Origin of the sequence: Streptomyces sp. NPDC127084 (genome assembly GCF_042724175.1) — a bacterium.
Taxonomy (GTDB): Bacteria; Actinomycetota; Actinomycetes; order Streptomycetales; family Streptomycetaceae; genus Streptomyces.
This window is the reverse complement of record NZ_JBHXFA010000034.1, coordinates 21558-42483: the sequence shown is the minus strand read 5'-3', so window position 1 is coordinate 42483 and position 20926 is coordinate 21558. Positions and strand designations below refer to the sequence as shown.

The window sequence follows — 20926 nt, the reverse complement described above, 5'->3', positions numbered from 1 at the left end:
GCCTTTCGCATCACGAGTGCGGGGTGCGCAGTCGGGGCGGTCGAGGGTGGTGAGGGTGGGTGGTGAGGGTGATCGGTCTTCAGGGGATACGGGTGCCGGGCGGCGTGACACAGCGGTCAGGCGAGCAGCGAACGGCCGATGATCTCCTTCATGATCTCGGTGGTGCCGCCGTAGATGGTCTGGATACGGCCGTCCGTGAACGCCTTCGCGACGCGGTACTCGGTCATATAGCCGTATCCGCCGTGCAGCTGGAGGCAGCGGTCGGCGACCCGCTTCTGCAACTCGCTGGCCCACCACTTGGCCATCGACGCGTGCACCGCGTCGAGTTCCCCGTTGGAGTGGTCGACGATGCAGCGGTCCAGGAACGCCCGGGTGACGGCGCATTCCGTCGCCATCTCGGCGATCTCGAAGCGGATGTGCTGGAGCTTCGCCAGCGGCCGTCCGAAGGCCTCGCGCTCCTTCACATACTGCTTGGTGATCTCCAGCAGGTTCTCTGCGGCGGTGATCCCGGCGACGCCGATGTTCAGCCGCTCCTGCGCGAGATTGGTCATCAGATGGATGAAGGCGCCGTTGAGCTCGCCGAGGAGGTTCTCCTTGGGGACCCGTACGTCGTTGAAGAACAGTTCGGCGGTGTCCTGTGCCTTCTGGCCGATCTTGTCGAGGTTGCGGCCCCGCTCGAAGCCCTCCATACCGCGCTCCACGACCATCAGGGACAGCCCCTTGGCGCCGCCCTCGGGGGTGGTCTTGGCCACGACGATCACCAGGTCGGCAAGGATCCCGTTGGAGATGAAGGTCTTGGAGCCGTTCAGCAGCCAGTGGTCGCCGCGGTCCTCGGCGGTGGTGCGGATGCCCTGGAGGTCGGAGCCGGCGCCCGGCTCGGTCATGGCGATGGCCGTGATGATCTCGCCGGTGCAGAAGCCCGGGAGCCAGCGCCGCTTCTGCTCGTCGGTGGCGAGCGAGGTGAGGTACGGCCCGATGATGTCGTTGTGCAGGCCCACGGCGAGCCCCGAAACCCCGGCCCGGGTGAATTCCTCGCCGAGTACGGCGCTGTAGCGGTAGTCCGGGTTCCCGCCGCCTCCGTACTCCTCGGGTACGGCGAGACCGAGCAGTCCCTGCTTGCCCGCGGCCAGCCAGGCGGTGCGCGAGACGATGCCGTCCTGCTCCCACTGCTCGTAGTGGGGCAGCACCTCCTTGGCGAGGAAGGTCCGGACCGTCTCCCGGAACGCCTCGTGTTCGGTGCCGTAGATCTGCCGCTTCATCGCACTGCCCCCAGTTCCACCAGGTCCGCTTTCGGTTGTGTGAGTGTCATCAGCCGGGCTCTCGGCATGGTCATCAGCGGGCCTCGCCCCGACCCTCGCGCAGGACGCTCGGTACGTCCCAGTCGCGCGCGACCTCCTCGGCGTCCGCACCCGGCTGGGCAGGGCGCCGGCGCACCTCGCCGGGGGTGGCGGAGAACCGGGGTGCCGGGGCGGGCTGGGTGATGCCCCCGTGTTCGGTGAAGGTGCCGCGGGCCGAGAGGTGCGGATGGCCCGGTGCCTCGCGCAGGGAGAGCACGGGCGCCACACAGGCATCCGAGCCCTCGAAGACCGCGGTCCACTCCTCCCGGGTCCTGGTGCGGAAGCGGGCGGCGACGGCGGCGCGCAGCTCGCCCCAGCTGTCGAAGTCCTTGCGGGCGGGGACTTGGCCGGTCAGCCCGAGCAGCTCGATGAACTGGTCGTAGAACTGCTGCTCAAGGGCGCCGACGGCCATGTACTGGTCGTCGGCGGTCTGGTAGTTCCCGTAGAAGGGGCAGCCGCCGTCGAGGAGGTTGCTGCCGCGCCGGTCCTGCCAGCCACCCGCCGCGATCATCCCGTGGATCATGGTGGTGAGATGGGCGGTGCCGTCGACGATCGCGGCGTCCACCACCTGTCCCGATCCGCCGGGGGTACCGGCGTGCTGGAGCGCGGCCAGTACACCGATGACGAGGTAGAGGGAACCACCGGCGTAGTCGCCCACGAGGTTGGCGGGCACGGCGGGCGGTTCGTCCGGTTTGCCGATCATGCCGAGTGCGCCGGTGATGGCGATGTACGAGATGTCATGTCCGGCGTGCTGGGCGAGCGGCCCGTCCTGACCCCAGCCGGTCATCCGGCCGTACACCAGCTTGGGGTTGCGGGCGTGGCACTCCTCGGGCCCGACACCGAGGCGCTCGGCGACACCCGGGCGGTAGCCCTCGATCAGTACATCGGCTCGCTCGACCAGATCGAGCACCCGCTCGGCGCCGCCGTCCGACTTGAGGTCGATCAGTACGGACCTTTTGTTGCGGTTCGTGAGGTCGTACGCCGGGTCGATGGAGAGTCCGGCACCACCGGGGCGGTCGACTCTTACGACATCGGCGCCGAGGTCGGCGAGGAGCATCGCGGCGAACGGACCCGGCCCGATACCGGCCAATTCGACCACGCGCACTCCCGCGAGCGGACCGCTCCGCGGACCGTTCTCTGTGGCTGCCATCAAGCCCCCAGCACTATGACACAACTGATGTAACATCAGTGATGTTAAGAACGTGTTCCACTCCGCACAAGCCCCTGAGGCGAGCAAGCGCTTGGTTTCTTCGCGCGCCGCAGCACCGGGCCCCGGAGGTTCAGCCGACCGTGTCGAGCTGCGCGATCAGCTTCTTCGGAGCGATCGCCCGATAGCTCTCCTCCACCCAGTCGCACAGCACATCGACTGGAGGAGCACCCTTCTCCGCCAGCGGGATCTGCACCCAGCCCGCCTTGCCGAGGCCGTAGCCGGACGGCTGCGCGCCGGGGCAGGACAGGGCGTGCGCGTGCGCCGCCTCATCCTTCAGCTTCACTCCGACGCCCAGCGGATGACTTCCGTCGGTCACACCCATGAAGACGAAGACCTTCTTATTGACCTTCGCCACGGTCTCCCCCCAGGGAAACTCCTCGGTGGCGCCGGGCAGACCCAGGGCAAAGGACCGCACCTTCTCCCATTTCGCCATCGCCGCCTTCGGTGGTGCCGCCATCTGGTCCTCCCGGTCGCACGGATGTGCACGGCCCACGCTAGCCTCGCCCATCGGCATCGGCGCGGGGCACGGCCCCGTGTCCGGCCGGTCAGCCCGCCGGATCGACCGGCCGGGGCCCGGAGCAGGAGCTGAAGGGGTCAGCGTGGACAGGCAGAACGGACCGGACCGGCCGTATGACATCGTGCTCTTCGGAGCCACCGGCTTTGTCGGCACGCTCACCGCGGAATACCTCGCCGCGCACGCGCCGCAGGGCTGCCGCTGGGCCGTCGCCGGTCGCAGCCGGGCCAAGCTGGAGCAGCTGCGTGAGCGGCTCACGGCCGACCACCCCGGCTGCGCGGACCTGCCGCTGATCGTCGCCGACGCCTCCGATCCGGTGGCGCTGCGCGAGCTCGCCGAGTCCACGCACGTGGTGGCCACCACCGTGGGCCCCTATGTCTGGTACGGGGAGCCGCTGGTGGCCGCCTGCGCCGAAGCGGGAACGGACTACGCGGATCTCACGGGCGAACCCGAGTTCGTGGACACGATGTTCGTACGGCATGACGCCAGGGCTCGCGAGACCGGGGCCAGGATCATCCATGCGTGTGGTTTCGACTCGGTACCCCACGATCTGGGCGCGTATTTCACGGTTCAGCAGCTACCCGAGGACGTACCTCTGCGGGTGGACGGCTTCGTACGCGCGGGAGGCCTGATCTCCGGCGGCACCCTCGCCTCGGCGATCACCGCGACGGGGCGCCAGCGCCACGCCCTGCGGGCCGCGAGGGAGCGGCGGCTGCACGAGCCCCGGCTGGTGGGCCGCAGGGCCGCGGCCCCGTTCGCCGTGCCCCGGTTCAGCAAGGCGACCGGCACCTGGGCACTGCCGCTGCCCACCCTGGACCCGCAGATCGTGACCCGTTCGGCGCGGCAGCTTGGCCGGTACGGCCCCGACTTCCGGTACCGGCACTACGCCTCGGTCAAGACGCTGCCGATGGCGATCGCCGCCCCTGCCGCACTCGGTGCCTTCGCGGCGCTCGCTCAGCTTCCACCCGCCCGTACCTGGCTGATGAACCGCTACGAGCCTGGACGCGGCCCCAGCGCCGAACGCCGGGAGCGGAGCTGGTTCCAGCTCCGTTTCGTCGGCGAAGGCGGCGGGCGGCGGGTCTTCACCGAGGTCTCGGGCGGCGATCCGGGCTACGGCGAGACGGCGAAGATCCTGGCCGAGTCCGTGCTCAGCCTCGCGTTCGACGATCTGCCGCCGACCGCGGGCCAGGTCACCACGGCCGTCGCGATGGGCGACGCGCTGCTGGAACGGCTGCGCGCGGCGGGAATCGTGTTCCGGGTAGCCGATCTGCGCTGAGGACTGCCGCTGGTGAGCGGGCGACGCGGTGCGCGGAAACCCACTTGATCCACCTCCCTATCGTGAGGGCATGACGACTGGACCGCGGCTGGAGAAGATCACCGCCGACAACCTCGACACCGCTGTCGGCATCCGGGTGCGCCCGGACCAGGAGCACCGGGTCGCACCGGTGGTGAAGTCGCTCGCCGAGGCCTATGTGCACCCGGGGACCGCCTGGCCCCGGCTTATCGTCGACGGCGACCGTGCGGTCGGGTTCCTGATGGCCTTCTTCGACACCGACTGGGCCGGTGACGGAGCGGGCACCGACGTCCGCTCGGGGCTCTGGCGGCTGAACATCGCGGCCGGTGAACAGGGCCGCGGCTACGGGCGCTTCGCGGTCGAGTCCGTCGCGGCCGAGATCCGCCGGCGCGGCGGCAGCCGCCTCACCACCACCTGGCATCCCGGCGAGGACGGCCCCGAAGCGTTCTATCTGAGGCTCGGATTCCGGCCGACCGGCGAGACGAGCGATGGTGAGACCGTCGGGGAGCTCGAACTGGGCGGAGTCGCCCAGCCTCCTACACCGTGACGCGGCCGCTCACGCCGTCGCCTCGCGCAGGGCGCGGCGGCACAGCGCGTCCGCCCGCCGCGTCGACTCGGGAAGCCGGAAGTCCCGTGCCAGGGCGAGCGTATGGGCGCAGGCGTTGTCCAGCGAGACGCGGTGCCCGACGGACACGTAGACCGGTTTGACACCGTCCTGGGTGCGCAGCGCCCGGCCGAGTTCGTCGCCGTCGTCCGCGAGCAGCGGCGAGCTGTCGCCGCGCCGGGGGCCCGGGTCGGCGGCAGCGAAGGTGAACGGGTTCTTGGCGACTCCGATCACGGGCAGGTCCGTCAGCACGCCGAGATGGCTGGCCAGCCCGAAGCGGCGCGGATGGGCGCGGCCGTAGCCGTCGCAGACCACGAGGCCGGGCGCCCTCCTCAGCGACTCCAGAGCTGCCAGCACGGTCGGCACCTCGCGGAAGGCGAGCAGGCCCGGTACATAGGGGAAGTCGACCCGGCCGGTCGCGATGGCCTCCTCGACCACCGCGAGACTGCCTGCGTCGAGCACCACGGCAGCCGCCACGACGACATCACGCTCGTCGTCGTAGGCCACGTCCACCCCGGTGACCAGTCCGCTGCCGGGCGGTGGGCCGGGCTCATCGAGCACGACACGGGCGCGCAGCTCGTCCTGGATGGCGCGTGCCTCGGTCTCGTCGGCTGGTGTCCTCAGGGTGGTCATGATCCCCGAGCCTAGTGCCGCGTCAGGCAAGGTTTGCCCGTCAAGGAGCAGCGTCCGGTGCATGGGCCCCCCTGTCGACACGGTGATCCCAACTCCGACGCGGGGGACAAGGCATCTGACCTTAGCCGTCTCCGCTGCGCCTCGGCGGAGACGGCGTGAACACCGACGCCTCACGGCGAACCCGCCGCACGCGGGTAGGCTGCCGATCATGTTCGTTCTGGAACTGACCTATATCGCGCCCGTCGAGCGGGTGGACGAGTTGCTCGCCGCGCATGTGGAGTGGCTCGACGCCCTGTACCGGGACGGTGTCGTCATCGCCTCCGGCCGCAAGAACCCTCGTGACGGCGGGGTGCTGCTGGCCGTCGGGGACGACCGTGCACGGGTCGAGGAGCTGATCCGGGCCGATCCCTTCATCAGCGGCGGGGTGGGTGAGTACCGCGTCACGGAGTTCTACGCGACAAAGACCGCACCGGAGCTCGCGCCGTACCGGCAGCAACTCCCGGGTACGGCCTGAGGGCTGTCCCCGATGGCGCGGTAGGCCACCGGGGAGCGGGGCTCGGGCGCGTGCGGCGGCGACCGCCGGTCCCGTTCGTCGTCCGGCGCCACCGCTGGGCCGTGGGAGGGCCCGGCGAGCAGGCGCGCGCCTGAGATGGGACGGCAAGTCGGCCGGGCAGCGGGCTGTAGGACCACCGGGGGGCCGGGGCTGCCCGCCGCACCCCGGCGCGCAGCCGTGTTCACGCCGAGCCCCGGCATACTGCCTACTGCCCGTCGGCGGCCTCCGGACGCCCCGGTTCCAGCCTGGCGACCCTGCCCTTCTCACCCGACGCCCAGCAGCCGAAGTCCGGCGTGCAGTCGATCGTGTCAAAGGAACCGGTGTCGACGGTGCGCCAGGTGCGGCCGCCGTCAGTCGTCAAGTCCGTCCCCGTGGGGCCGACCGCGAGGGCCGCGGAGCGGCTGTGCGGGAGCCAGGCGACGCCCGAGCGGTACGCCGCGGGGGGCGTGGCCGCCTGCCGCCAACTGCGACCCCCGTCCCCGGTCACCGCGCCCGCCTGTGGCGATGCCTGGCCGGTGCGGTAGTCGCCGCCGACCGCGAGGCCGTGCGAGCGGTCGCGGAAGGCCAGGGCGAAGACCCCGCGTGCCGGGTCACCGGCCGGGATCGTGGACTCCGACACGCTCCAGTTCAGTCCGCGGTCGGCGGAGTGGAGCACACGTGCGGTGGGCCCGCCTCCGGTGGCCAGCCAGACGTCCCTCGGTCCCGAACTCACCAGGCACTGGCCGCCGGCCGCGAATCCCGCCTCGCCCGGCTGGGCGACGGGCATCCCGGCGCTGGGCAGCACCTTCCAGGACTTCCCGCCGTCGCCGGTGGACAGGATCCGGTACTTGCCGTCGACGGGGTCGCTCATGGCGAGACCGTGGCGGTGGTCGAAGAAGGTGAGGCAGTCGTAGAACGCCTTGGGGTCGGTGTTGCGGAACGACTCGGTCCAGGTGGCGCCTCCGTCGCTGGTACGCAGCACCCGGGAGGCCTCGCCCTCACCGATGGCCAGAACCACGGCGCGCCTGCCGTCGAACGCCTCGACATCCCGGAACTCCAGCTCGCCCGCGCCGGGCGGAGAGACATTCCGCCAGCTGCGGCCGCCGTCGGTGGTGCGCAGAACCGTGCCTTTGGACCCCGCCGCCCAGGCGGTGTTCCGGCTGACCGCGGCAAGTCCCCGGAAGCGCGCGTCCGTACCGGTCTGGCCCAGCTCCCAGTGTGCCGGGGCGGGGGCGGCTGCCGCCTGCGCCGGTGACGGTGCGGCGAGGACGGCCGCCAGCGCCGCACCGCAGAGTCCCATGGAAATCGTGCGTCGCGTCTTCCCCAGTGAGGTCATGGCGCGCGAACGTAGTCCACCGGAGGCGGCGGGTCCAGACCGCCTCGGCGACCGGGGGCCGGGCCGGTGACGCAGCTCACGCGGCCGACCTCGCACGGCCGATGCACGAATTTCAGCCGTTCGTCGTCTTCCTGAGCGCGAAGAGGCGTCGCCGCGCCGCAATGACGAGAGGAAGCAGGACTTGTCCAGCATCATCGAGCAGGCCGTGCAGGCCCGGCTGGTCGCGTCGGCCCCGAAGATGGAGTCCGTGCCCACCACCCTTCGCTACGACCGGGCGGATCCGTTCGCCGTCAGCATGGAGTTCCCCGCCCCGGCGACCCTGGAGGGCACCGAGGTGTCCTGGGCTTTCTCGCGTGAACTGCTCGCCGCGGGGATGGAGGAACCCGCCGGTGTGGGCGACGTACGGGTGCGGCCGTACGGGTACGACCGGACCGTGGTGGAGTTCCACGCTCCCGAGGGCACCGCGGTAGTGCACATCCGCACCTCTGAGCTGCGCACGTTCCTGGAGCGGATCGACGGGATGGTCCCGCAGGGCCATGAGCACCTGTTCCTCGACCTCGACGGGGACCTCGCCGAACTGATGGGCGGCGGCACCGTTTGATCCGCCGACCCCGCCGTTAATTCGGTTGCCCGACCGCCCCCGCGGGCCTAGCTTCTCTCTTGTCCCTGTTGTCGCTGATCGGAGAAGGACATTGCTCGTCTGAGGTCTTGAGACACCGTGCGACGCGGCCCTGTCGGGCTCGCGTGCCGTGTGCGACCTCGGCGTACGAGCGTATCGTCCCGAATTCTCCGGACCAGGGTTTCCGCGTTGCCCCGACCGGTGTCTCACCCGTTGCCCACCCGAACTTCCCCGCAACAGGGAGACCCGTATGTCTACTTCCTTCACGTCCGTCACCTGCACCGCGCTGTCCTTCTCCTGGCCGGACGGCACCCCCGTGTTCGAGGACTTCCATCTCACCGCCGGCCCTGGCAGGAGCGGGCTGATCGGGCTCAACGGCTCCGGGAAGTCAACACTGCTGCGGCTGCTCGCGGGTGAACTCGTCCCCGCCGAAGGCTCTGTGCGGGTGACCGGCAAGGTCGGCTATCTGCCGCAGAACCTGGTGCTCGACACGGCGCTGCCCGTTGACGAGGCACTCGGGATCTCTGCCACCCGGTTCGCCCTGCGCTCCATCGAGTCCGGCGATGTCCGCGAGGAGCACTTCACGACCGTCGGCGACGACTGGGACGTGGAGGAGCGGGCACACGCCACGCTCGGTCGGCTGGGGCTGGGCCATGTCGGTCTCGACCGGACCGTCGGTGAGCTGTCGGGTGGTGAAAGCGTCATGCTGCGGCTGGCGGCCCTGCTGCTGGCCCGTCCGGATGTGCTGTTGCTGGACGAGCCCACCAACAACCTGGACCTGTACGCACGCGCCCGGCTGTACGAGGCGGTGGAGAGCTGGTCCGGAGTGATGGTCGTGGTCAGCCATGACCGGGACCTCCTCGAACGGGTCGACCAGATCGGCGATCTGCGCGAGGGCGAGGTCGCCTGGTACGGCGGCGGCTATTCCGACTACGAGCAGGCCCTGGCCGTGGAACAGCAGGCGGCCGAGCGCATGGTCCGGGTCGCGGAGGCCGATGTACAGCGTCAGAAGAGGGAGTTGTCAGACGCTCGCGTCAAGCTGGCCCGCCGCAAGCGCTACGGGCAGAAGATGTACGACAGCAAACGCGAGCCCAAGGTCGTGATGGGAGAGCGGAAGCGGCAGGCCCAGGTGTCCGCGGGCAAGCACCGCATCATGCACACCGAGAAGCTCGACGAGGCGAAAGCCCGGCTCGCCGAGGCGGTGGACGCGGTACGCGACGACGACGAGATCCGTATCGAACTGCCGTACACCAAGGTGCACCAGGGCAGGGAGGTGCTTCGGTTGAGCGATGTGCGGCTCGCGTACGGCGCCCGTGTCGCAGGTGCGTTCGAACTGCGCGGCCCGGAGCGTATCGCCCTCGTAGGCGGCAACGGTGCGGGAAAGACGACCCTGCTGCGCACGATCGCCGGAGAACTCGCCCCGGTCGCCGGCGAGGTGGAGACACAGGTGCCATGGCGGTTCCTCCCGCAGCGGCTGGATGTGCTCGCCGACGACCTGAGCGTGGCCGAGAACGTCGCCCGCTTCGCCCCCGCGGCGACGGACAACGCCATCCGGGCACGCCTCGCGCGGTTCCTGTTCAAGGGGGCGCGAGCGGACCGCGCCGCGGGGACGCTGTCAGGTGGCGAGCGCTTCCGTGCCGCGCTGGCCGCACTGCTGCTCGCGGAACCGGCCCCGCAGCTGCTGATGCTGGACGAGCCGACGAACAATCTGGACATGGCCAGTGCCAGGAGCCTGACGGCGGCGCTGGAGGCGTACGAGGGCGCGCTGATCGTGGCCAGCCATGACGTGCGGTTCCTGGACGCCATCGGGATCACTCGCTGGCTGCTGCTCGACGGCGAGCTGCGGTCCACGACGCGGGAGGAGGTGTGGGCGGCCGTGGATACGCGATAGCGGCGTGGCCGCGCGATACCGCGCCGCGACACGCCGTTGCCGCACGACGGGCGACAGGCGACAGGCGCCGTGGGAGCGGAACAGGCGGGGCGGCGGCTGGCGGCGCGCCGCCCCGTGTCACCAACGCGCCTCGCGGGTGTCGTGCACGGGTCTCTACCGTAGCGGGCGGCCGCGGGTGAAGATGGGCGCGCGATCATCACCCGCGCCGACCCGCACAGGAGATTCCGTTGCCGAGCCGAAAAGCCCTGATCCGACGCCCTGACCCGCGCCTGGCCGAGGGCTTGGTCACCCACATCGAGCGCCGCCCCGTCGACGCGGCGGCTGCGCTCGCACAGTGGGAGGCCTATGCGGACGCGCTGCGCCGGCACGGCTGGGAGACCGTCGAGACCGAGGCCACCGCCGACTGCCCCGACTCGGTGTTCGTCGAGGACACCGTGGTGATTTTCCGGAACGTGGCACTGATCGCCCGCTCCGGGGCTGAGACGCGCAGGCCCGAGACGGTCGCGGTCGAGGAGTCCCTGGTACGGCTCGGCTGCTCGGTGAACAGGGTGCGGGAGCCCGGCACCCTCGACGGCGGCGATGTGCTCAAGATCGGCGACACGGTCTACGTGGGCCGTGGCGGACGCACCAACGCCGCCGGGGTCCAGCAGTTGCGGGCCGCGTTCGAACCGCTCGGCGCGCGTGTGGTGGCCGTCCCCCTCTCGAAGGTGCTCCATCTGAAGTCGGCCGTCACGGCGCTGCCGGACGGCACCGTGATCGGCTACGAACCGCTGGTGGACCAGCCCGCGCTGTTCCCCCGGTTCATGCCGGTGCCCGAGGAGGCAGGGTCCCATGTGGTGCTGCTCGGCGGCGGCAAGCTGCTGATGGCGGCGAGTGCCCCGAAGACGGCGGAGCTGTTCACGGATCTCGGCTACGAACCGGTCCTCGTGGACATCGGCGAGTTCGAGAAGCTCGAAGGCTGCGTGACCTGCCTCTCCGTTCGCCTCCGTGACCTGCACTCCTGACCTGCTGTAACGGCATATAACGGACGCGGGCTTGGCCGTCGGCCGACCGTGTGCTTAACCTACGGTTTCGTAACCTACGAAGCCGTAGGTAGCCACCCCCGCCCCCATGCGGTGGATCACCTGCGGCTGCCCGCCCTGCTCACTCCCCGAGCGGTTTCGAGCACTCTCCGCGTCCCCAGGAGCACCCGTGACGATCACCTCTCCCCACCTCGGCAGTTCGGAAGCCTGGACGGACGCCCGGCTGCTGTACGCCCTGGAAGAAGTGGTGGAGAAGGAGCTCAACCGGCATCTGAAGGCCGCCAGGGACTGGATGCCGCACGAGTACGTCCCGTGGGGCGACGGTCGGAACTTCCCGGGCTTCTTCGAGGACGGCGAGGCGTGGGACCCGAGCCAGTCCAAGGTGACCGACATCGGCAGGATCGCCCTCGTCGTGAACCTGCTCACCGAGGACAACCTGCCGAGCTACCACCACGAGATCGCCTCGCTCTTCGGCCGGGACGGCGCCTGGGGCACCTGGGTGCACCGCTGGACGGCCGAGGAGGGCCGGCACGGCATCGTGATGCGCGACTACCTGCTCGCCTCACGCGCGGTCGACCCGGACAAGCTGGAGCAGTTCCGGATGGCGCACATGTCCGAGGGCTTCGAGTCCGACAACCGGCACTCGATGCTGCACTCCGTCGCGTATGTCTCCTTCCAGGAGCTGGCGACGCGGATCTCGCACCGCAACACCGGCCACCAGTCGGGCGACCCGGTGTGCGACCGGATGCTGGCGCGGATCGCCACCGACGAGAACCTGCACATGGTCTTCTACCGGAACCTGCTGAGCGCCGCCTTCGAGCTCGCGCCCGATCTGACGATGCAGGCCGTGCGCGATGTGGTGGTCGGCTTCCGGATGCCCGGACATGGAATGCCGGGTTTCGAGCGGGCCGCGGCACAGATGGCGATCGGCGAGATCTACAACCTGCGTATCCACCACGACGATGTGCTGCAGCCGGTGCTGCGCTTCCTGAAGGTGATGGAGATCGACGGTCTCGGTCCCGAGGGCCGCAAGGCCCAGGAGGAGCTGGGCTTCTACATGGGCGGTCTGGACGCGGAGGCCCGCAAACTCGACGAGAAGCTCGCGGCGCGCAAGGCGCGGCTGGCGGCCCGTGCGGCGGGCTGACTGACCCACAGCACGAACCGTCACCGGACCGGACCGCCTGGGGTCACCAGGCGGCCTCCCGGTAATCCTTCAGGAACACCCCCGACACCGGGTCCCCCGCCTCGCCCCGCACGATCGGGTCGTACACCCGAGCGGCACCGTCGACGATGTCCAGCGGCGTACGCGTACCGACCGCGGCGATACGCGCCTTGCGCGGGGCCGGGTTCTCGTCCGTGATCCAGCCCGTGTCCACACTGCACATGTGGACGCCCTGGGCGGCGAGTTCGGCGGCGCTGGTGCGGGTGAGCATGTTGAGCGCTGCCTTGGCCATGTTGGTGTGCGGATGTCCGCCGGTCTTGTTCCGCACGGCGAAACGGCCCTCGACCGCCGAGACGTTGACGATGTACCGGCGCGGGTGCGGTGAGGCGAGCAGCAGCGGCAGCAACCGGTCGCAGAGCAGCGTCGGCGCCAGGGCGTTGACAAGCTGGGCCTCCAGGATCTCGGCCGGGTCGAGCTCGCCGATGCGGGCGGACCACGAATTGACCGGGGACGGGTCGGGCAGCAGCCCGGCCTCGTCCGTGCCCGCCGTGTCCAGCGCGCCATCGGCGCCCCTGTCCGCGAGCACCAGTTCGAGGGAGCCGGACGGCGCGCCTATCGCCGCCGCCACGGCGTATCCGGGCGCGGCAAGCGCACCGGGCGGCGGTGAGCTCCCCTCAACCGCGGCGAGCAGGGCGTAGGACTCGGGCGGTCTGCGTATCGTTTGGGCGGCGTTGTTGACCAGGATGTCCAGTGGCCTGCCGTCGGCGTGGAGCAGCTCGCACAGACCGAGCACCTGGCGCGGATCCCGCAGGTCGACGGCGGCGACGGTGAGCCGGTCGAGCCATCGCTCGCTGCCTTCTGCGGCCTCGAAGCGGCGCAGGGTGTCCTGTGGGAAGCGGCTGGTGACGGTCACCTCGGCGCCGTCGCGGAGCATCATGAGCGCCAGTTGGAATCCGATCTTCACCCGCCCGCCCGTGAGCAGCACCCGACGGCCGGTCAGGTCGGCGCGCATGGTGCGCCGGGCCGCGTTGTCCCGGGCGCAGGAATGGCACAGGCGGTGGTAGAAGGCATCGGCCCGGCGGTACGGCGACTTGCAGACGTAGCAGCGCCGGGGTTGCAGGAACTCACCCGGGCTGCCCTCGCGCATCGCCAGCGCGGTGTCCTCACGCCGGTCGAGCGCACCGGTCGCGGTGGCGGCGCTCAGCACCGCGTCAGCGTCGGCGCGTGCCTGCCGGACGGCCTTGCGCCGCTTGTTGCGGCTCTCCTTCGCGAAGGACGCGGCGAGTTCCTCGCCGCGCATGCGCTGAGGGTCGTCCAGGGGCAGTGCTCGCAGTCGTCCGACGACGCCGGCGAAGACCGCCAACTCCTCGTCCGTGATCCGGTGTGTCATGCCCGTCGATCGTAATGAAGCGCTCCGGTCCTCGGCATCACGTTATTGCGGCCTCCGGCTTGCGGCCGAGCACGGCGCCTCCTGGTCACCGCCCGTACCCGCTACCCGCGTCGCCGGTTCTCCGCCCGGCGCAGCCGTCCCCGCTCGTTCTCCGACAGACCGCCCCACACACCGAACCGCTCATCGTTCGCCAGCGCGTACTCCAGGCACGCCACCCGTCCTTCGCAGGCTCCGCAGAGCTGCTTGGCCTCGCTGGTGGAGGACCCGGGGGCGGGGAAGAACAGCTCGGGGCCCACCTGGGCGCACAAGGCCGATTCCTGCCAGGCCAGTTCGTCATCGGCGCTGGTAATGGTGGCGGTCATCGGCGTAGTCGTGGTGTTGATCGGCATGTCCAACACGTTGCCGGGTCTCGATAAACAACACATCAATGAGCCCTCAACGAGCCGGCTGCCATCATGCACTCCGGCCACCCAACGGGAACCTAGCGCGCGGGTGTCGGGCCTCGCGAAGCTTTCGCCTCCACGGCGCGCCGTGTGCTTCCGGCCCCGCGCGCGGTCTGTGCCGGTCACCCGTCACGGTGGTGCTGCCGTCTGCCGCCACCGTGCCCGGGCTCGCCTACGGCAGGGTGGATCCATGCGCTTGCGGATCATTCCCGTCACCTTCGCCGCCCTACTCTCCGCCACCGGCTGTGTCTCCGTGTCCGGCACTCCGCACTCCCCCGTACCGAGCGAGGCCACGGATCCGGCAGCCGCCGACGCCCAGGAGACGGCGGCACCATCGCCTGTACGCCCGCCGACGCGTGAGGAGCTCGCGAGTACCGCTCCCGAGCAGCGGGCGTCCGCGGACCTGGGCGGTGCCGCGGATTCAAAGGCCAGGGGTGCGACAGCCGGGAGCGGCTCTGCCCGGCACCCCCACAGGTTGCCGCCACGCCACGCGGCACAGCCCGCCCCGCCGCGGCGCGGCCCGGCCGAAGGACGTCCTCCTCGGACCGGTGCAGAGGACGAAACCCAAGGTCCCCGGCCCGGGCCTCGTCCGGGCTACGGCATGCGCAATCTGTGCGAGGAGTCCGACGGGGTCACGGACCCGGCTCTGACGGCCCTGTGCCATCAGACCTACGGCCGTTGACTCACTGGCGCCGAGACGGCGTCCGTGTGCTCCAGGCAGGACCTCCTGTCGACCGCGTACGGTCCGCGGCCTGAGGGCGGTCCGGAGGACGGCGCCACGCCGCGGAACGGCTCAACTCTCGCGTTTGGCCCGGCTCGGCTGCACTCGCTTCGGCTCGCCCGGCATCTTGGGGTACTCCGGGGGGTAGGGGAGGTCGCCGAGTCCATGGTCCGCCTCGTCGCGGCGGGCCAGTTCCAGCAGGGTGTCCAGGCTGAAGCGGTGATCGTCCATGTCGGCGTGGACATCGCCGACTTCGGCGTACCGCGCGGGCATGGTCGTGATGTCGAAGTCCTCGGGCACGGCGGCGTCGATCTCCTCCCAGCGCAGCGGTGCGGAGACCGAGGCGTTCGGGCGGGGGCGTACGGAGTAGGCGGAGGCGATGGTGCGGTCGCGGGCGGTCTGGTTGTAGTCCACGAAAATCCGCTCGCCGCGCTCCTCCTTCCACCACTTGATGGTCACCCGGTCCGGCATACGGCGCTCCAGTTCGCGTCCGCAGGCGATCGCGGCCCGCCGCACCTGGGTGAAGGTCCAGCGCGGTTCGATGGGGACGAAGACATGCAGCCCTCGGCCGCCCGAGGTCTTGGGCCAGCCGCGCAGTCCGGCCTCGTCCAGGACGCCGCGCAGCTCGTGGGCGGCGCGGACGGCGTCGGCGTAGCCGGTGCCCGGCTGGGGGTCGAGGTCGATGCGCAGTTCGTCGGGGTGGTCGGTGTCGTCGCGGCGTACCGGCCAGGGGTGGAAGGTGACGGCTCCGAGGTTCGCCGCCCAGATCACCGCGGCGGGCTCGGTCGGGCACAGTTCGTCGGCGGAACGCCCGCTGGGGAAGGAGATGTGGGCGGTGGGGATCCACTCGGGGAGGTACTTGGGTGCGCGCTTCTGGAAGAAGGACTCGCCCGTCACCCCGTCGGGATAGCGCTCCAGGGTGGTGGGGCGGTCGCGCAGGGCCCGGGTGATGCCGTCGCCGACGGCGAGGTAGTACTCGACCATGTCGAGCTTGGTGTAGCCGCGCTCCGGGAAGTACACCTTGTCCGGATTGGACACACGGACGGTCCGGTCCCCTACTTGCAGTTCCACTGCTGCGGCCATGTCCGCCACCCTAGGCCGCGTCGACTTCCCCGCATACCAGACATACCGGACAATCACCCTATGGATCTGCCGGTGATGCCCCCCGTGAAGCCCATGCTCGCCAAGTCCGTGGCCAGGATTCCGCCCGGGATGCAGTACGAGGCAAAGTGGGACGGCTTCCGTGCGATCGTCCATCGCGACGGTGACGAGGTCGTGATCGGCAGTCGTACCGGGAAGCCACTCACGCGCTACTTCCCCGAACTGGTCCTCGCACTGCGCGCCAACCTGCCCCGGCGCTGTGTGATGGACGGTGAGATCGTGATCGTGTACGAGGACCGGCTGAACTTCGACCGGCTCACCGAGCGCATCCACCCGGCCGACTCCCGGGTGCGGATGCTTGCCGAGACCACCCCGGCCGCCTTCGTCGCCTTCGATCTGCTCGCACTCGGTGACCGGTCCCTGCTCGACACCCCGCTTGCGGAGCGCCGCTCTCTGCTCACCGAGGCACTGTCCGGCGCCCGCGAGCCGGTGCACCTGGCTCCCGCCACCACGGACACGGCGGTCGCGGCGGAGTGGTTCGACCGCTACGAGGGTGCGGGACTCGACGGGGTGATCGCCAAGCCGCTCGATCTCCCCTACCGGCCGGACGCACGGCTGATGTACAAGATCAAGCACGAACGCACGGCGGATGTCGTCGTCGCGGGCTACCGCCATCACAAGAGCGGCCCGGTCGTCGGCTCGCTGCTGCTGGGTCTGCACGACGCCGACGGCGTGCTCCAGCATGTCGGGGTGTGCGCCGCGTTCCCGATGAAGCGCCGCGAGGAACTGGTCGCGGAGCTGGAGCCGTTGCGGATGGACGACGCGTCCGAGCACCCCTGGGGGCGCTGGTCGGAGGAGTCGGCGCACGAGTCGGCCAGGCTCCCCGGCGCCCCGAGCCGCTGGTCGGGGAAGAAGGACCTGTCGTGGGTGGCGCTTCGTCCGGAGCGGGTGGTGGAGGTCGCGTACGACCATATGGAGGGCGACCGCTTCCGCCATACCGCCCAGTTCCGGCGGTGGCGGCCGGATCGCACTCCGGACAGTTGTACGTACGCCCAGCTGGAGGAGCCCGTACGCTACGACCTGTCCGAGGTTCTGTCCGGTGGGGACTGACCGGCTGACCGGCCTGACCGGGGTGCCCCGTCCCATCCGTGCCGGGAGCGCTGTAGCAGCAATCAAGGGGCGGCGGCAAATGGTTGCAGCAATAAGACATCCCGGCGGGCAAACCATGAAGCCCGTCCGGTACGTATAGAGAGCGACAACGCCGCGCCCGGCCCACCCGGCGCACCTCTCAGCAAAGGACCCCTCTCGTGACCGCGTCGAACCTCGTCCCCGTCCCGATCCCCGACGGGGTCGCAGCCCTGATCGGGTCCTGCATGCCCCTCGGCGTCCTCCAGGCGGAGATCGAGGCCGAATGCGCGGCCCGCGAGGCACGACGGTTCCGCGCCCCGTTCTGCACCGAGGACCAGGCCGACCGCGAGCACGCCCTCGCCGCCCTGGCCAGGGCCAACAAGGTGCTGGCGGCCTACAACCCGGGGCTGGTGCTGCGTCCGGGCCGGGGTTTCTGACCTTCCCGCGATGTCGGCCCGCTGCCGCGGAACGCACGGCGGTACGCCTGCGGGCTGGTGCCCACCTGGCGCTTGAAACGGTCACGGAAGGCGGTCGGTGAACCGAAGCCGACCTGTGCGGCGATCCTGTCGACAGGGTGAGTCGTGGTCTCCAGAAGGTGCTGGGCCTGCCGGACACGGGCCCGGTGCAGCCACTGGAGCGGTGATGTGCCCATCTGTTCGCGGAAGCGGCGGTTGACCGTGCGGGCGCTCATTCCGGCGTGTGAGGCGATGTCGGCAAGCGTGAGCTCACGTCCGGCGTTCTCCTCCATCCAGCGCAGCAGGGGCTCCAGTGCCGCTCCCGCGGGTGCGGGCGGCTGCTCGTGGACGATGAACTGGGCCTGTCCGCCCTCGCGTTCGAGGGGCATCACCGCGAGCCGGGCGGAGTCGGCGGCGACCGCGGATCCGTAGTCACGGCGGATCATATGAAGACAGAGGTCGAGTCCGGCCGCCGCCCCCGCAGAGGTCAGGAACTGACCGTTGTCGACGTAGAGGACGTCCGGATCCACCTCGATCCGCGGGTACGTCCGCGCGAGTTCAGCCACCCCGAGCCAGTGAGTGGTGGCCCGCAGGCCGTCGAGCAACCCGGCGGCCGCCAGAACGAAGGCGCCGACGCAGACCGAGGCGATACGGGTGCCGCTCGCGGCGGCTGCGCACAGGGCGCCGACCACCGCCGGGCTCACCGCCGCCGAGGGGTCGGCACAGCCCGGCACGATGATCGTGTCCGCTTCGGCGAGTGCTTCCAGCCCCCAGCGGGCCCAGATCGTGAAGTCGCAGGCGTCGACCTCCCGGTCCGGAGCGCAGACCCGGACCCGGTACGCGGAGCGGCCGTCGGGCAGGCGGGCCCGGCCGAATGCCTCGACCGGGGTGGACAGATCGAAGGGGATGACGCCTTCGAGGGCGAGTACGGCCACCGTGTGCATGGCCACAAGGTAGGTGATGGCCGGATTCTCGTCAGCGCCGGCAGGCAGGGTCGGGGCGTGCTCCCGTCGCGTGGCCGGGCGGTGACAGCCGCGGAACAGGTGTCGTGGCTGCCTGGCGGGAATCCGTTGAGAACTGGCATTCACGCCGCTGTCGCGCTCCGTGCACCCGCCGCTAGCTTCGCCCCGTGACCAGATTCCTTCTCATCGTGCATGTGCTGGCGGCGATCATCGCCATCGGACCCGTCACCGTGGCCGCGAGCATGTTCCCCGCGGCGGCGCGGGGGGTCATCGCCGCACCCGACGACGAGCGCGGTCAAGCGGTACTGCGCAACCTGCATCGCGTCTGCCGGGTGTACGCGATCGCCGGTGTCGTCGTTCCCGTCTTCGGTATCGCCACGGCCGGCAGCCTCGGAGTGCTCGGGGAGCCTTGGCTGATCGTGTCGATGCTGCTGACCGCCGGCGCCGCCGCCGTGCTCGCCGCGCTGGTGCTGCCGCGGCAGAGCGCGATCCTGGCGGCACCGGCGCGGATCGCGGACACCAAGCGGCTCGCCATGTACACCGGAGTGTTCAACCTTCTCTGGGCCACGGTCACTGTCCTGATGATCGTGCGGCCCGGGTCGACGACCAGCGCCTGACCGGCGAACCAGGGGTCATCGGGGGCTCGCACCCCCTGGACGCTCACACTTCCGAGTCCTCGAAGGTGCCGTCCACGTACACCCAGTCACCGTCGCGGCGCTCGAACCGGCTGCGCTCGCGCAGCGCTCCCGGTGCGCCGCCGTGCGTGTAGTGGGCGGTGAAGGTGACGGATCCCGTGCTGTGGAACATGCTGCCGTCCGCCGTCTCCAGGATCTCCAGGCCGCTCCAGCGCATCTCCTGGTCGAACTCAACGGACGCCGGGCGGGTGGTGGGATGCCAGGTCCGCAGCAGATAGGGCTCGTCGCGTACGACGAAGGCGCTGTAGCGCGAGCGCATCAGCAGTTCGGCCGTCGGAGCGGTGGCCTGTCCGCTGTGGAAGCGCCCGCAGCAGGCCGCGTACGAGGCCGCGAGCCCGCAGGGGCACGGTGAGTCGGCGGTGCGGGAGGTACGCGCGGGGCGGCTGGTACGTCGGGCCATACGCCCATTGTGCCGTGTGAGCCGCTCTCGGAAGTGACAGCGCCGCGAAACGGGGAACGGTAGAGGGAGGCCTACGGCAGAGGGCGGTCGCGGTATGAGGCTGACGATTCTGGGCGGCGGCGGCTTCCGGGTGCCGCTGGTGTACGGAGCGCTGCTCGGCGAAGGCAGTGGCGACGACCGTAGCGGTAGCGGGGTTGGCGGCGACCGGGGCGGGAGCAGCCGGATCACCCATGTCACCCTGCACGATCCGGACGCCGCCCGGCTCAGCGCCATCGCGAGTGTGCTGGCCGAACAGGCATCAGGGGTCCCGGACGCCCCGGCCGTCACCGTCAGCACCGACCCGGGCGCCGCCCTGCGGGGCGCCGACTTCGTCTTCTCCGCGATCAGGGTGGGCGGCCTCGAAGGCAGGGCCGTTGACGAGCGGGTCGCACTCGCCGAAGGGGTACTGGGCCAGGAGACCGCCGGGGCGGGCGGCATCGCTTACGGGCTGCGGACCGTGCCCGTGGCGACGGACTACGCGCGGCGGATCGCGGCGCTCGCTCCGGACGCCTGGGTCATCAACTTCACCAACCCTGCAGGGCTGGTCACCGAGGCCATGTCCCGGCTGCTGGGCGACCGGGTCATCGGGATCTGCGACTCCCCCGCCGGGCTCGGCCGGCGGGTCGCCCGGGCGGCCGGCGCCGACCCCGAGGAGGCGTGGTTCGACTACGTCGGCCTCAACCACCTCGGCTGGCTGCGCGGGTTGCGGGTGGCCGGGCGGGACCTGCTCCCCCGGCTGCTGGCCGACTCCGAAGCCCTCGGCTCCTTCGAGGAGGGCCGGCTGTTCGGTGCCGACTGGCTGCGTTCGCTGGGGGCGGTCCCCAATGAGTACCTGCACTACTACTACTTCAACCGGGAGACTGTGCGGGCATACCGCTCGGCCGCGCGCACCCGTGGCGCGTTCCTGCTCGACCAGCAGGCCGCCTTCTACGCTGCTCCCTCCCTCAAGAGCTGGCAGGCGACCAGGTCCGAGCGTGAGGCGACATACATGGCGGGCAGTCGCGAGGTGGCGGGGGCGGGCGAGCGTGCGGCGGACGACCTCGGCTCCGGCGGCTACGAGCAGGTGGCCCTGGCTCTCATGCGCGCCATCGCCCGCGACGAGCGCGCCACCCTCATCCTCAACGTGCGCAACCGCGGCGCCCTTTCGGAGCTGGACGCGGACGCCGTTATCGAGGTGCCCTGCCTGGTCGACGCGAACGGCGCCCATCCGTACGCGGTCGACCCGCTGCCCCCGCACGCGGCCGGACTCGTCACCACGGTCAAGTCGGTCGAACGCGAGGTGCTCACGGCGGCGGCCGGCGGCTCACGCGCGGCCGCCGTAAGGGCCTTCGCGCTGCATCCGCTGGTCGACTCCGTCGCCGTCGCCCGCCGCCTTGTGGACGGCTACACCCGGCAGCATCCCGGCCTCGCCTATCTCAACCGGAAGTAGGTGTCCGTC

The 20926-nt window shown here is 70.7% G+C and carries 22 protein-coding genes; 12 read left to right on the top strand and 10 right to left on the bottom strand.

Annotation, left to right across the window (positions count from 1 at the left end):
* Positions 1-116 precede the first annotated feature (116 nt).
* From ACFWI9_RS11145 to ACFWI9_RS11135, 3 genes are all read right to left on the bottom strand, one after another.
* Positions 117-1259, bottom strand: a complete 1143-nt coding sequence (locus ACFWI9_RS11145; RefSeq protein WP_387160775.1) for an acyl-CoA dehydrogenase family protein — start codon at positions 1257-1259, stop codon at positions 117-119.
* Between the two features lie 73 nt (positions 1260-1332).
* Positions 1333-2487 carry a CaiB/BaiF CoA transferase family protein gene (locus tag ACFWI9_RS11140; RefSeq protein WP_387160773.1) on the bottom strand — a complete coding sequence of 385 codons (1155 nt, stop codon included), beginning with the start codon at positions 2485-2487 and terminating at the stop codon, positions 1333-1335.
* Positions 2488-2617: 130 nt separating this feature from the next.
* Entirely contained in the window at positions 2618-3004 is a 387-nt protein-coding gene (locus ACFWI9_RS11135; protein ID WP_387160771.1) for an MmcQ/YjbR family DNA-binding protein, read from the bottom strand.
* A gap of 142 nt (positions 3005-3146) precedes the next feature.
* Here ACFWI9_RS11135 and ACFWI9_RS11130 point away from each other — a divergent pair, with 142 nt between their 5' ends.
* Positions 3147-4337: a saccharopine dehydrogenase family protein gene (locus ACFWI9_RS11130; RefSeq protein ID WP_387160770.1), complete on the top strand. Its 1191-nt coding sequence runs from the start codon at positions 3147-3149 to the stop codon at positions 4335-4337.
* A 70-nt stretch (positions 4338-4407) separates the two neighbouring features.
* Positions 4408-4902: a GNAT family N-acetyltransferase gene (locus ACFWI9_RS11125; protein WP_387160768.1), complete on the top strand. Its 495-nt coding sequence runs from the start codon at positions 4408-4410 to the stop codon at positions 4900-4902.
* A gap of 9 nt (positions 4903-4911) precedes the next feature.
* Here ACFWI9_RS11125 and ACFWI9_RS11120 read toward each other — a convergent pair whose 3' ends face one another.
* Positions 4912-5592, bottom strand: coding sequence for an endonuclease V (locus ACFWI9_RS11120; RefSeq protein WP_387160766.1), 681 nt, complete (start codon positions 5590-5592; stop codon positions 4912-4914).
* A gap of 208 nt (positions 5593-5800) precedes the next feature.
* Here ACFWI9_RS11120 and ACFWI9_RS11115 point away from each other — a divergent pair, with 208 nt between their 5' ends.
* Positions 5801-6106, top strand: a complete 306-nt coding sequence (locus tag ACFWI9_RS11115) for a YciI family protein (protein ID WP_387160764.1) — start codon at positions 5801-5803, stop codon at positions 6104-6106.
* 244 nt (positions 6107-6350) lie between these two features.
* Here the strand turns inward: ACFWI9_RS11115 and ACFWI9_RS11110 are convergent, their stop codons facing one another.
* Positions 6351-7460 (bottom strand): WD40/YVTN/BNR-like repeat-containing protein, encoded by a 1110-nt coding sequence (locus ACFWI9_RS11110; RefSeq protein WP_387160762.1) that lies wholly within the window; start codon positions 7458-7460, stop codon positions 6351-6353.
* Between the two features lie 181 nt (positions 7461-7641).
* On the opposite strand from ACFWI9_RS11110, the gene ACFWI9_RS11105 reads away from it, so the two are divergent.
* The 4 genes from ACFWI9_RS11105 to ACFWI9_RS11090 all read left to right on the top strand — a co-directional run bounded on the left by ACFWI9_RS11105 (position 7642) and on the right by ACFWI9_RS11090 (position 12136).
* Positions 7642-8061, top strand: a complete 420-nt coding sequence (locus tag ACFWI9_RS11105) for an SsgA family sporulation/cell division regulator (RefSeq protein WP_387160760.1) — start codon at positions 7642-7644, stop codon at positions 8059-8061.
* A 268-nt stretch (positions 8062-8329) separates the two neighbouring features.
* The gene (locus ACFWI9_RS11100) at positions 8330-9970 is read left to right on the top strand and encodes an ABC-F family ATP-binding cassette domain-containing protein (RefSeq protein WP_387160758.1); all 1641 of its coding nucleotides are present in this window, start codon (positions 8330-8332) and stop codon (positions 9968-9970) included.
* A gap of 227 nt (positions 9971-10197) precedes the next feature.
* The gene (gene ddaH / locus ACFWI9_RS11095) at positions 10198-10974 is read left to right on the top strand and encodes a dimethylargininase (RefSeq protein WP_387160756.1); all 777 of its coding nucleotides are present in this window, start codon (positions 10198-10200) and stop codon (positions 10972-10974) included.
* Positions 10975-11161: 187 nt separating this feature from the next.
* On the top strand, positions 11162-12136 hold the full coding sequence (locus ACFWI9_RS11090; protein WP_387160754.1) for an acyl-ACP desaturase: 975 nt from the start codon (positions 11162-11164) through the stop codon (positions 12134-12136).
* 43 nt (positions 12137-12179) lie between these two features.
* Here ACFWI9_RS11090 and ACFWI9_RS11085 read toward each other — a convergent pair whose 3' ends face one another.
* Positions 12180-13544 (bottom strand): SDR family NAD(P)-dependent oxidoreductase, encoded by a 1365-nt coding sequence (locus ACFWI9_RS11085; RefSeq protein ID WP_387160753.1) that lies wholly within the window; start codon positions 13542-13544, stop codon positions 12180-12182.
* Positions 13545-13645: 101 nt separating this feature from the next.
* Entirely contained in the window at positions 13646-13933 is a 288-nt protein-coding gene (locus ACFWI9_RS11080) for a WhiB family transcriptional regulator (RefSeq protein ID WP_387160751.1), read from the bottom strand.
* A gap of 244 nt (positions 13934-14177) precedes the next feature.
* Here ACFWI9_RS11080 and ACFWI9_RS11075 point away from each other — a divergent pair, with 244 nt between their 5' ends.
* Positions 14178-14669 (top strand): hypothetical protein, encoded by a 492-nt coding sequence (locus ACFWI9_RS11075; RefSeq protein ID WP_387160749.1) that lies wholly within the window; start codon positions 14178-14180, stop codon positions 14667-14669.
* A 111-nt stretch (positions 14670-14780) separates the two neighbouring features.
* Here the strand turns inward: ACFWI9_RS11075 and ligD are convergent, their stop codons facing one another.
* Positions 14781-15791 (bottom strand): non-homologous end-joining DNA ligase, encoded by a 1011-nt coding sequence (gene ligD, locus ACFWI9_RS11070; protein ID WP_387160747.1) that lies wholly within the window; start codon positions 15789-15791, stop codon positions 14781-14783.
* Positions 15792-15851: 60 nt separating this feature from the next.
* On the opposite strand from ligD, the gene ACFWI9_RS11065 reads away from it, so the two are divergent.
* Both ACFWI9_RS11065 and ACFWI9_RS11060 read left to right on the top strand, forming a co-directional pair.
* Complete coding sequence (locus ACFWI9_RS11065) at positions 15852-16919, top strand: ATP-dependent DNA ligase (RefSeq protein WP_387160745.1); 1068 nt, start codon at positions 15852-15854, stop codon at positions 16917-16919.
* 197 nt (positions 16920-17116) lie between these two features.
* Positions 17117-17374, top strand: coding sequence for a hypothetical protein (locus ACFWI9_RS11060; RefSeq protein WP_387160743.1), 258 nt, complete (start codon positions 17117-17119; stop codon positions 17372-17374).
* Here the strand turns inward: ACFWI9_RS11060 and ACFWI9_RS11055 are convergent.
* Positions 17332-18336: a GlxA family transcriptional regulator gene (locus ACFWI9_RS11055; RefSeq protein ID WP_387160742.1), complete on the bottom strand. Its 1005-nt coding sequence runs from the start codon at positions 18334-18336 to the stop codon at positions 17332-17334. The two genes, ACFWI9_RS11060 and ACFWI9_RS11055, sit on opposite strands and share 43 nt — an antisense overlap.
* Positions 18337-18521: 185 nt before the next feature.
* On the opposite strand from ACFWI9_RS11055, the gene ACFWI9_RS11050 reads away from it, so the two are divergent.
* Complete coding sequence (locus ACFWI9_RS11050; protein ID WP_387160741.1) at positions 18522-18971, top strand: hypothetical protein; 450 nt, start codon at positions 18522-18524, stop codon at positions 18969-18971.
* Between the two features lie 43 nt (positions 18972-19014).
* Here the strand turns inward: ACFWI9_RS11050 and ACFWI9_RS11045 are convergent, their stop codons facing one another.
* The gene (locus ACFWI9_RS11045; RefSeq protein WP_387160740.1) at positions 19015-19449 is read right to left on the bottom strand and encodes a YchJ family protein; all 435 of its coding nucleotides are present in this window, start codon (positions 19447-19449) and stop codon (positions 19015-19017) included.
* Between the two features lie 94 nt (positions 19450-19543).
* On the opposite strand from ACFWI9_RS11045, the gene ACFWI9_RS11040 reads away from it, so the two are divergent.
* Positions 19544-20917, top strand: coding sequence for a 6-phospho-beta-glucosidase (locus ACFWI9_RS11040; RefSeq protein WP_387160739.1), 1374 nt, complete (start codon positions 19544-19546; stop codon positions 20915-20917).
* The last annotated feature ends 9 nt before the right edge of the window (positions 20918-20926 follow it).

What these genes read in the sequence shown, in the direction of transcription:
- ACFWI9_RS11145 (WP_387160775.1), bottom strand. Translation starts at nt 1,259, where the DNA reads ATGAAGCGGCAGATCTACGGCACCGAACACGAGGCGTTCCGGGAGACG.
- ACFWI9_RS11140 (WP_387160773.1), bottom strand. Translation starts at nt 2,487, where the DNA reads ATGGCAGCCACAGAGAACGGTCCGCGGAGCGGTCCGCTCGCGGGAGTG.
- ACFWI9_RS11135 (WP_387160771.1), bottom strand. Translation starts at nt 3,004, where the DNA reads ATGGCGGCACCACCGAAGGCGGCGATGGCGAAATGGGAGAAGGTGCGG.
- ACFWI9_RS11125 (WP_387160768.1), top strand. Translation starts at nt 4,408, where the DNA reads ATGACGACTGGACCGCGGCTGGAGAAGATCACCGCCGACAACCTCGAC.
- ACFWI9_RS11120 (WP_387160766.1), bottom strand. Translation starts at nt 5,592, where the DNA reads ATGACCACCCTGAGGACACCAGCCGACGAGACCGAGGCACGCGCCATC.
- ACFWI9_RS11115 (WP_387160764.1), top strand. Translation starts at nt 5,801, where the DNA reads ATGTTCGTTCTGGAACTGACCTATATCGCGCCCGTCGAGCGGGTGGAC.
- ACFWI9_RS11110 (WP_387160762.1), bottom strand. Translation starts at nt 7,460, where the DNA reads ATGACCTCACTGGGGAAGACGCGACGCACGATTTCCATGGGACTCTGC.
- ACFWI9_RS11100 (WP_387160758.1), top strand. Translation starts at nt 8,330, where the DNA reads ATGTCTACTTCCTTCACGTCCGTCACCTGCACCGCGCTGTCCTTCTCC.
- ACFWI9_RS11085 (WP_387160753.1), bottom strand. Translation starts at nt 13,544, where the DNA reads ATGACACACCGGATCACGGACGAGGAGTTGGCGGTCTTCGCCGGCGTC.
- ACFWI9_RS11080 (WP_387160751.1), bottom strand. Translation starts at nt 13,933, where the DNA reads ATGCCGATCAACACCACGACTACGCCGATGACCGCCACCATTACCAGC.
- ACFWI9_RS11075 (WP_387160749.1), top strand. Translation starts at nt 14,178, where the DNA reads ATGCGCTTGCGGATCATTCCCGTCACCTTCGCCGCCCTACTCTCCGCC.
- ligD (WP_387160747.1), bottom strand. Translation starts at nt 15,791, where the DNA reads ATGGCCGCAGCAGTGGAACTGCAAGTAGGGGACCGGACCGTCCGTGTG.
- ACFWI9_RS11065 (WP_387160745.1), top strand. Translation starts at nt 15,852, where the DNA reads ATGGATCTGCCGGTGATGCCCCCCGTGAAGCCCATGCTCGCCAAGTCC.
- ACFWI9_RS11055 (WP_387160742.1), bottom strand. Translation starts at nt 18,336, where the DNA reads ATGCACACGGTGGCCGTACTCGCCCTCGAAGGCGTCATCCCCTTCGAT.
- ACFWI9_RS11045 (WP_387160740.1), bottom strand. Translation starts at nt 19,449, where the DNA reads ATGGCCCGACGTACCAGCCGCCCCGCGCGTACCTCCCGCACCGCCGAC.
- ACFWI9_RS11040 (WP_387160739.1), top strand. Translation starts at nt 19,544, where the DNA reads ATGAGGCTGACGATTCTGGGCGGCGGCGGCTTCCGGGTGCCGCTGGTG.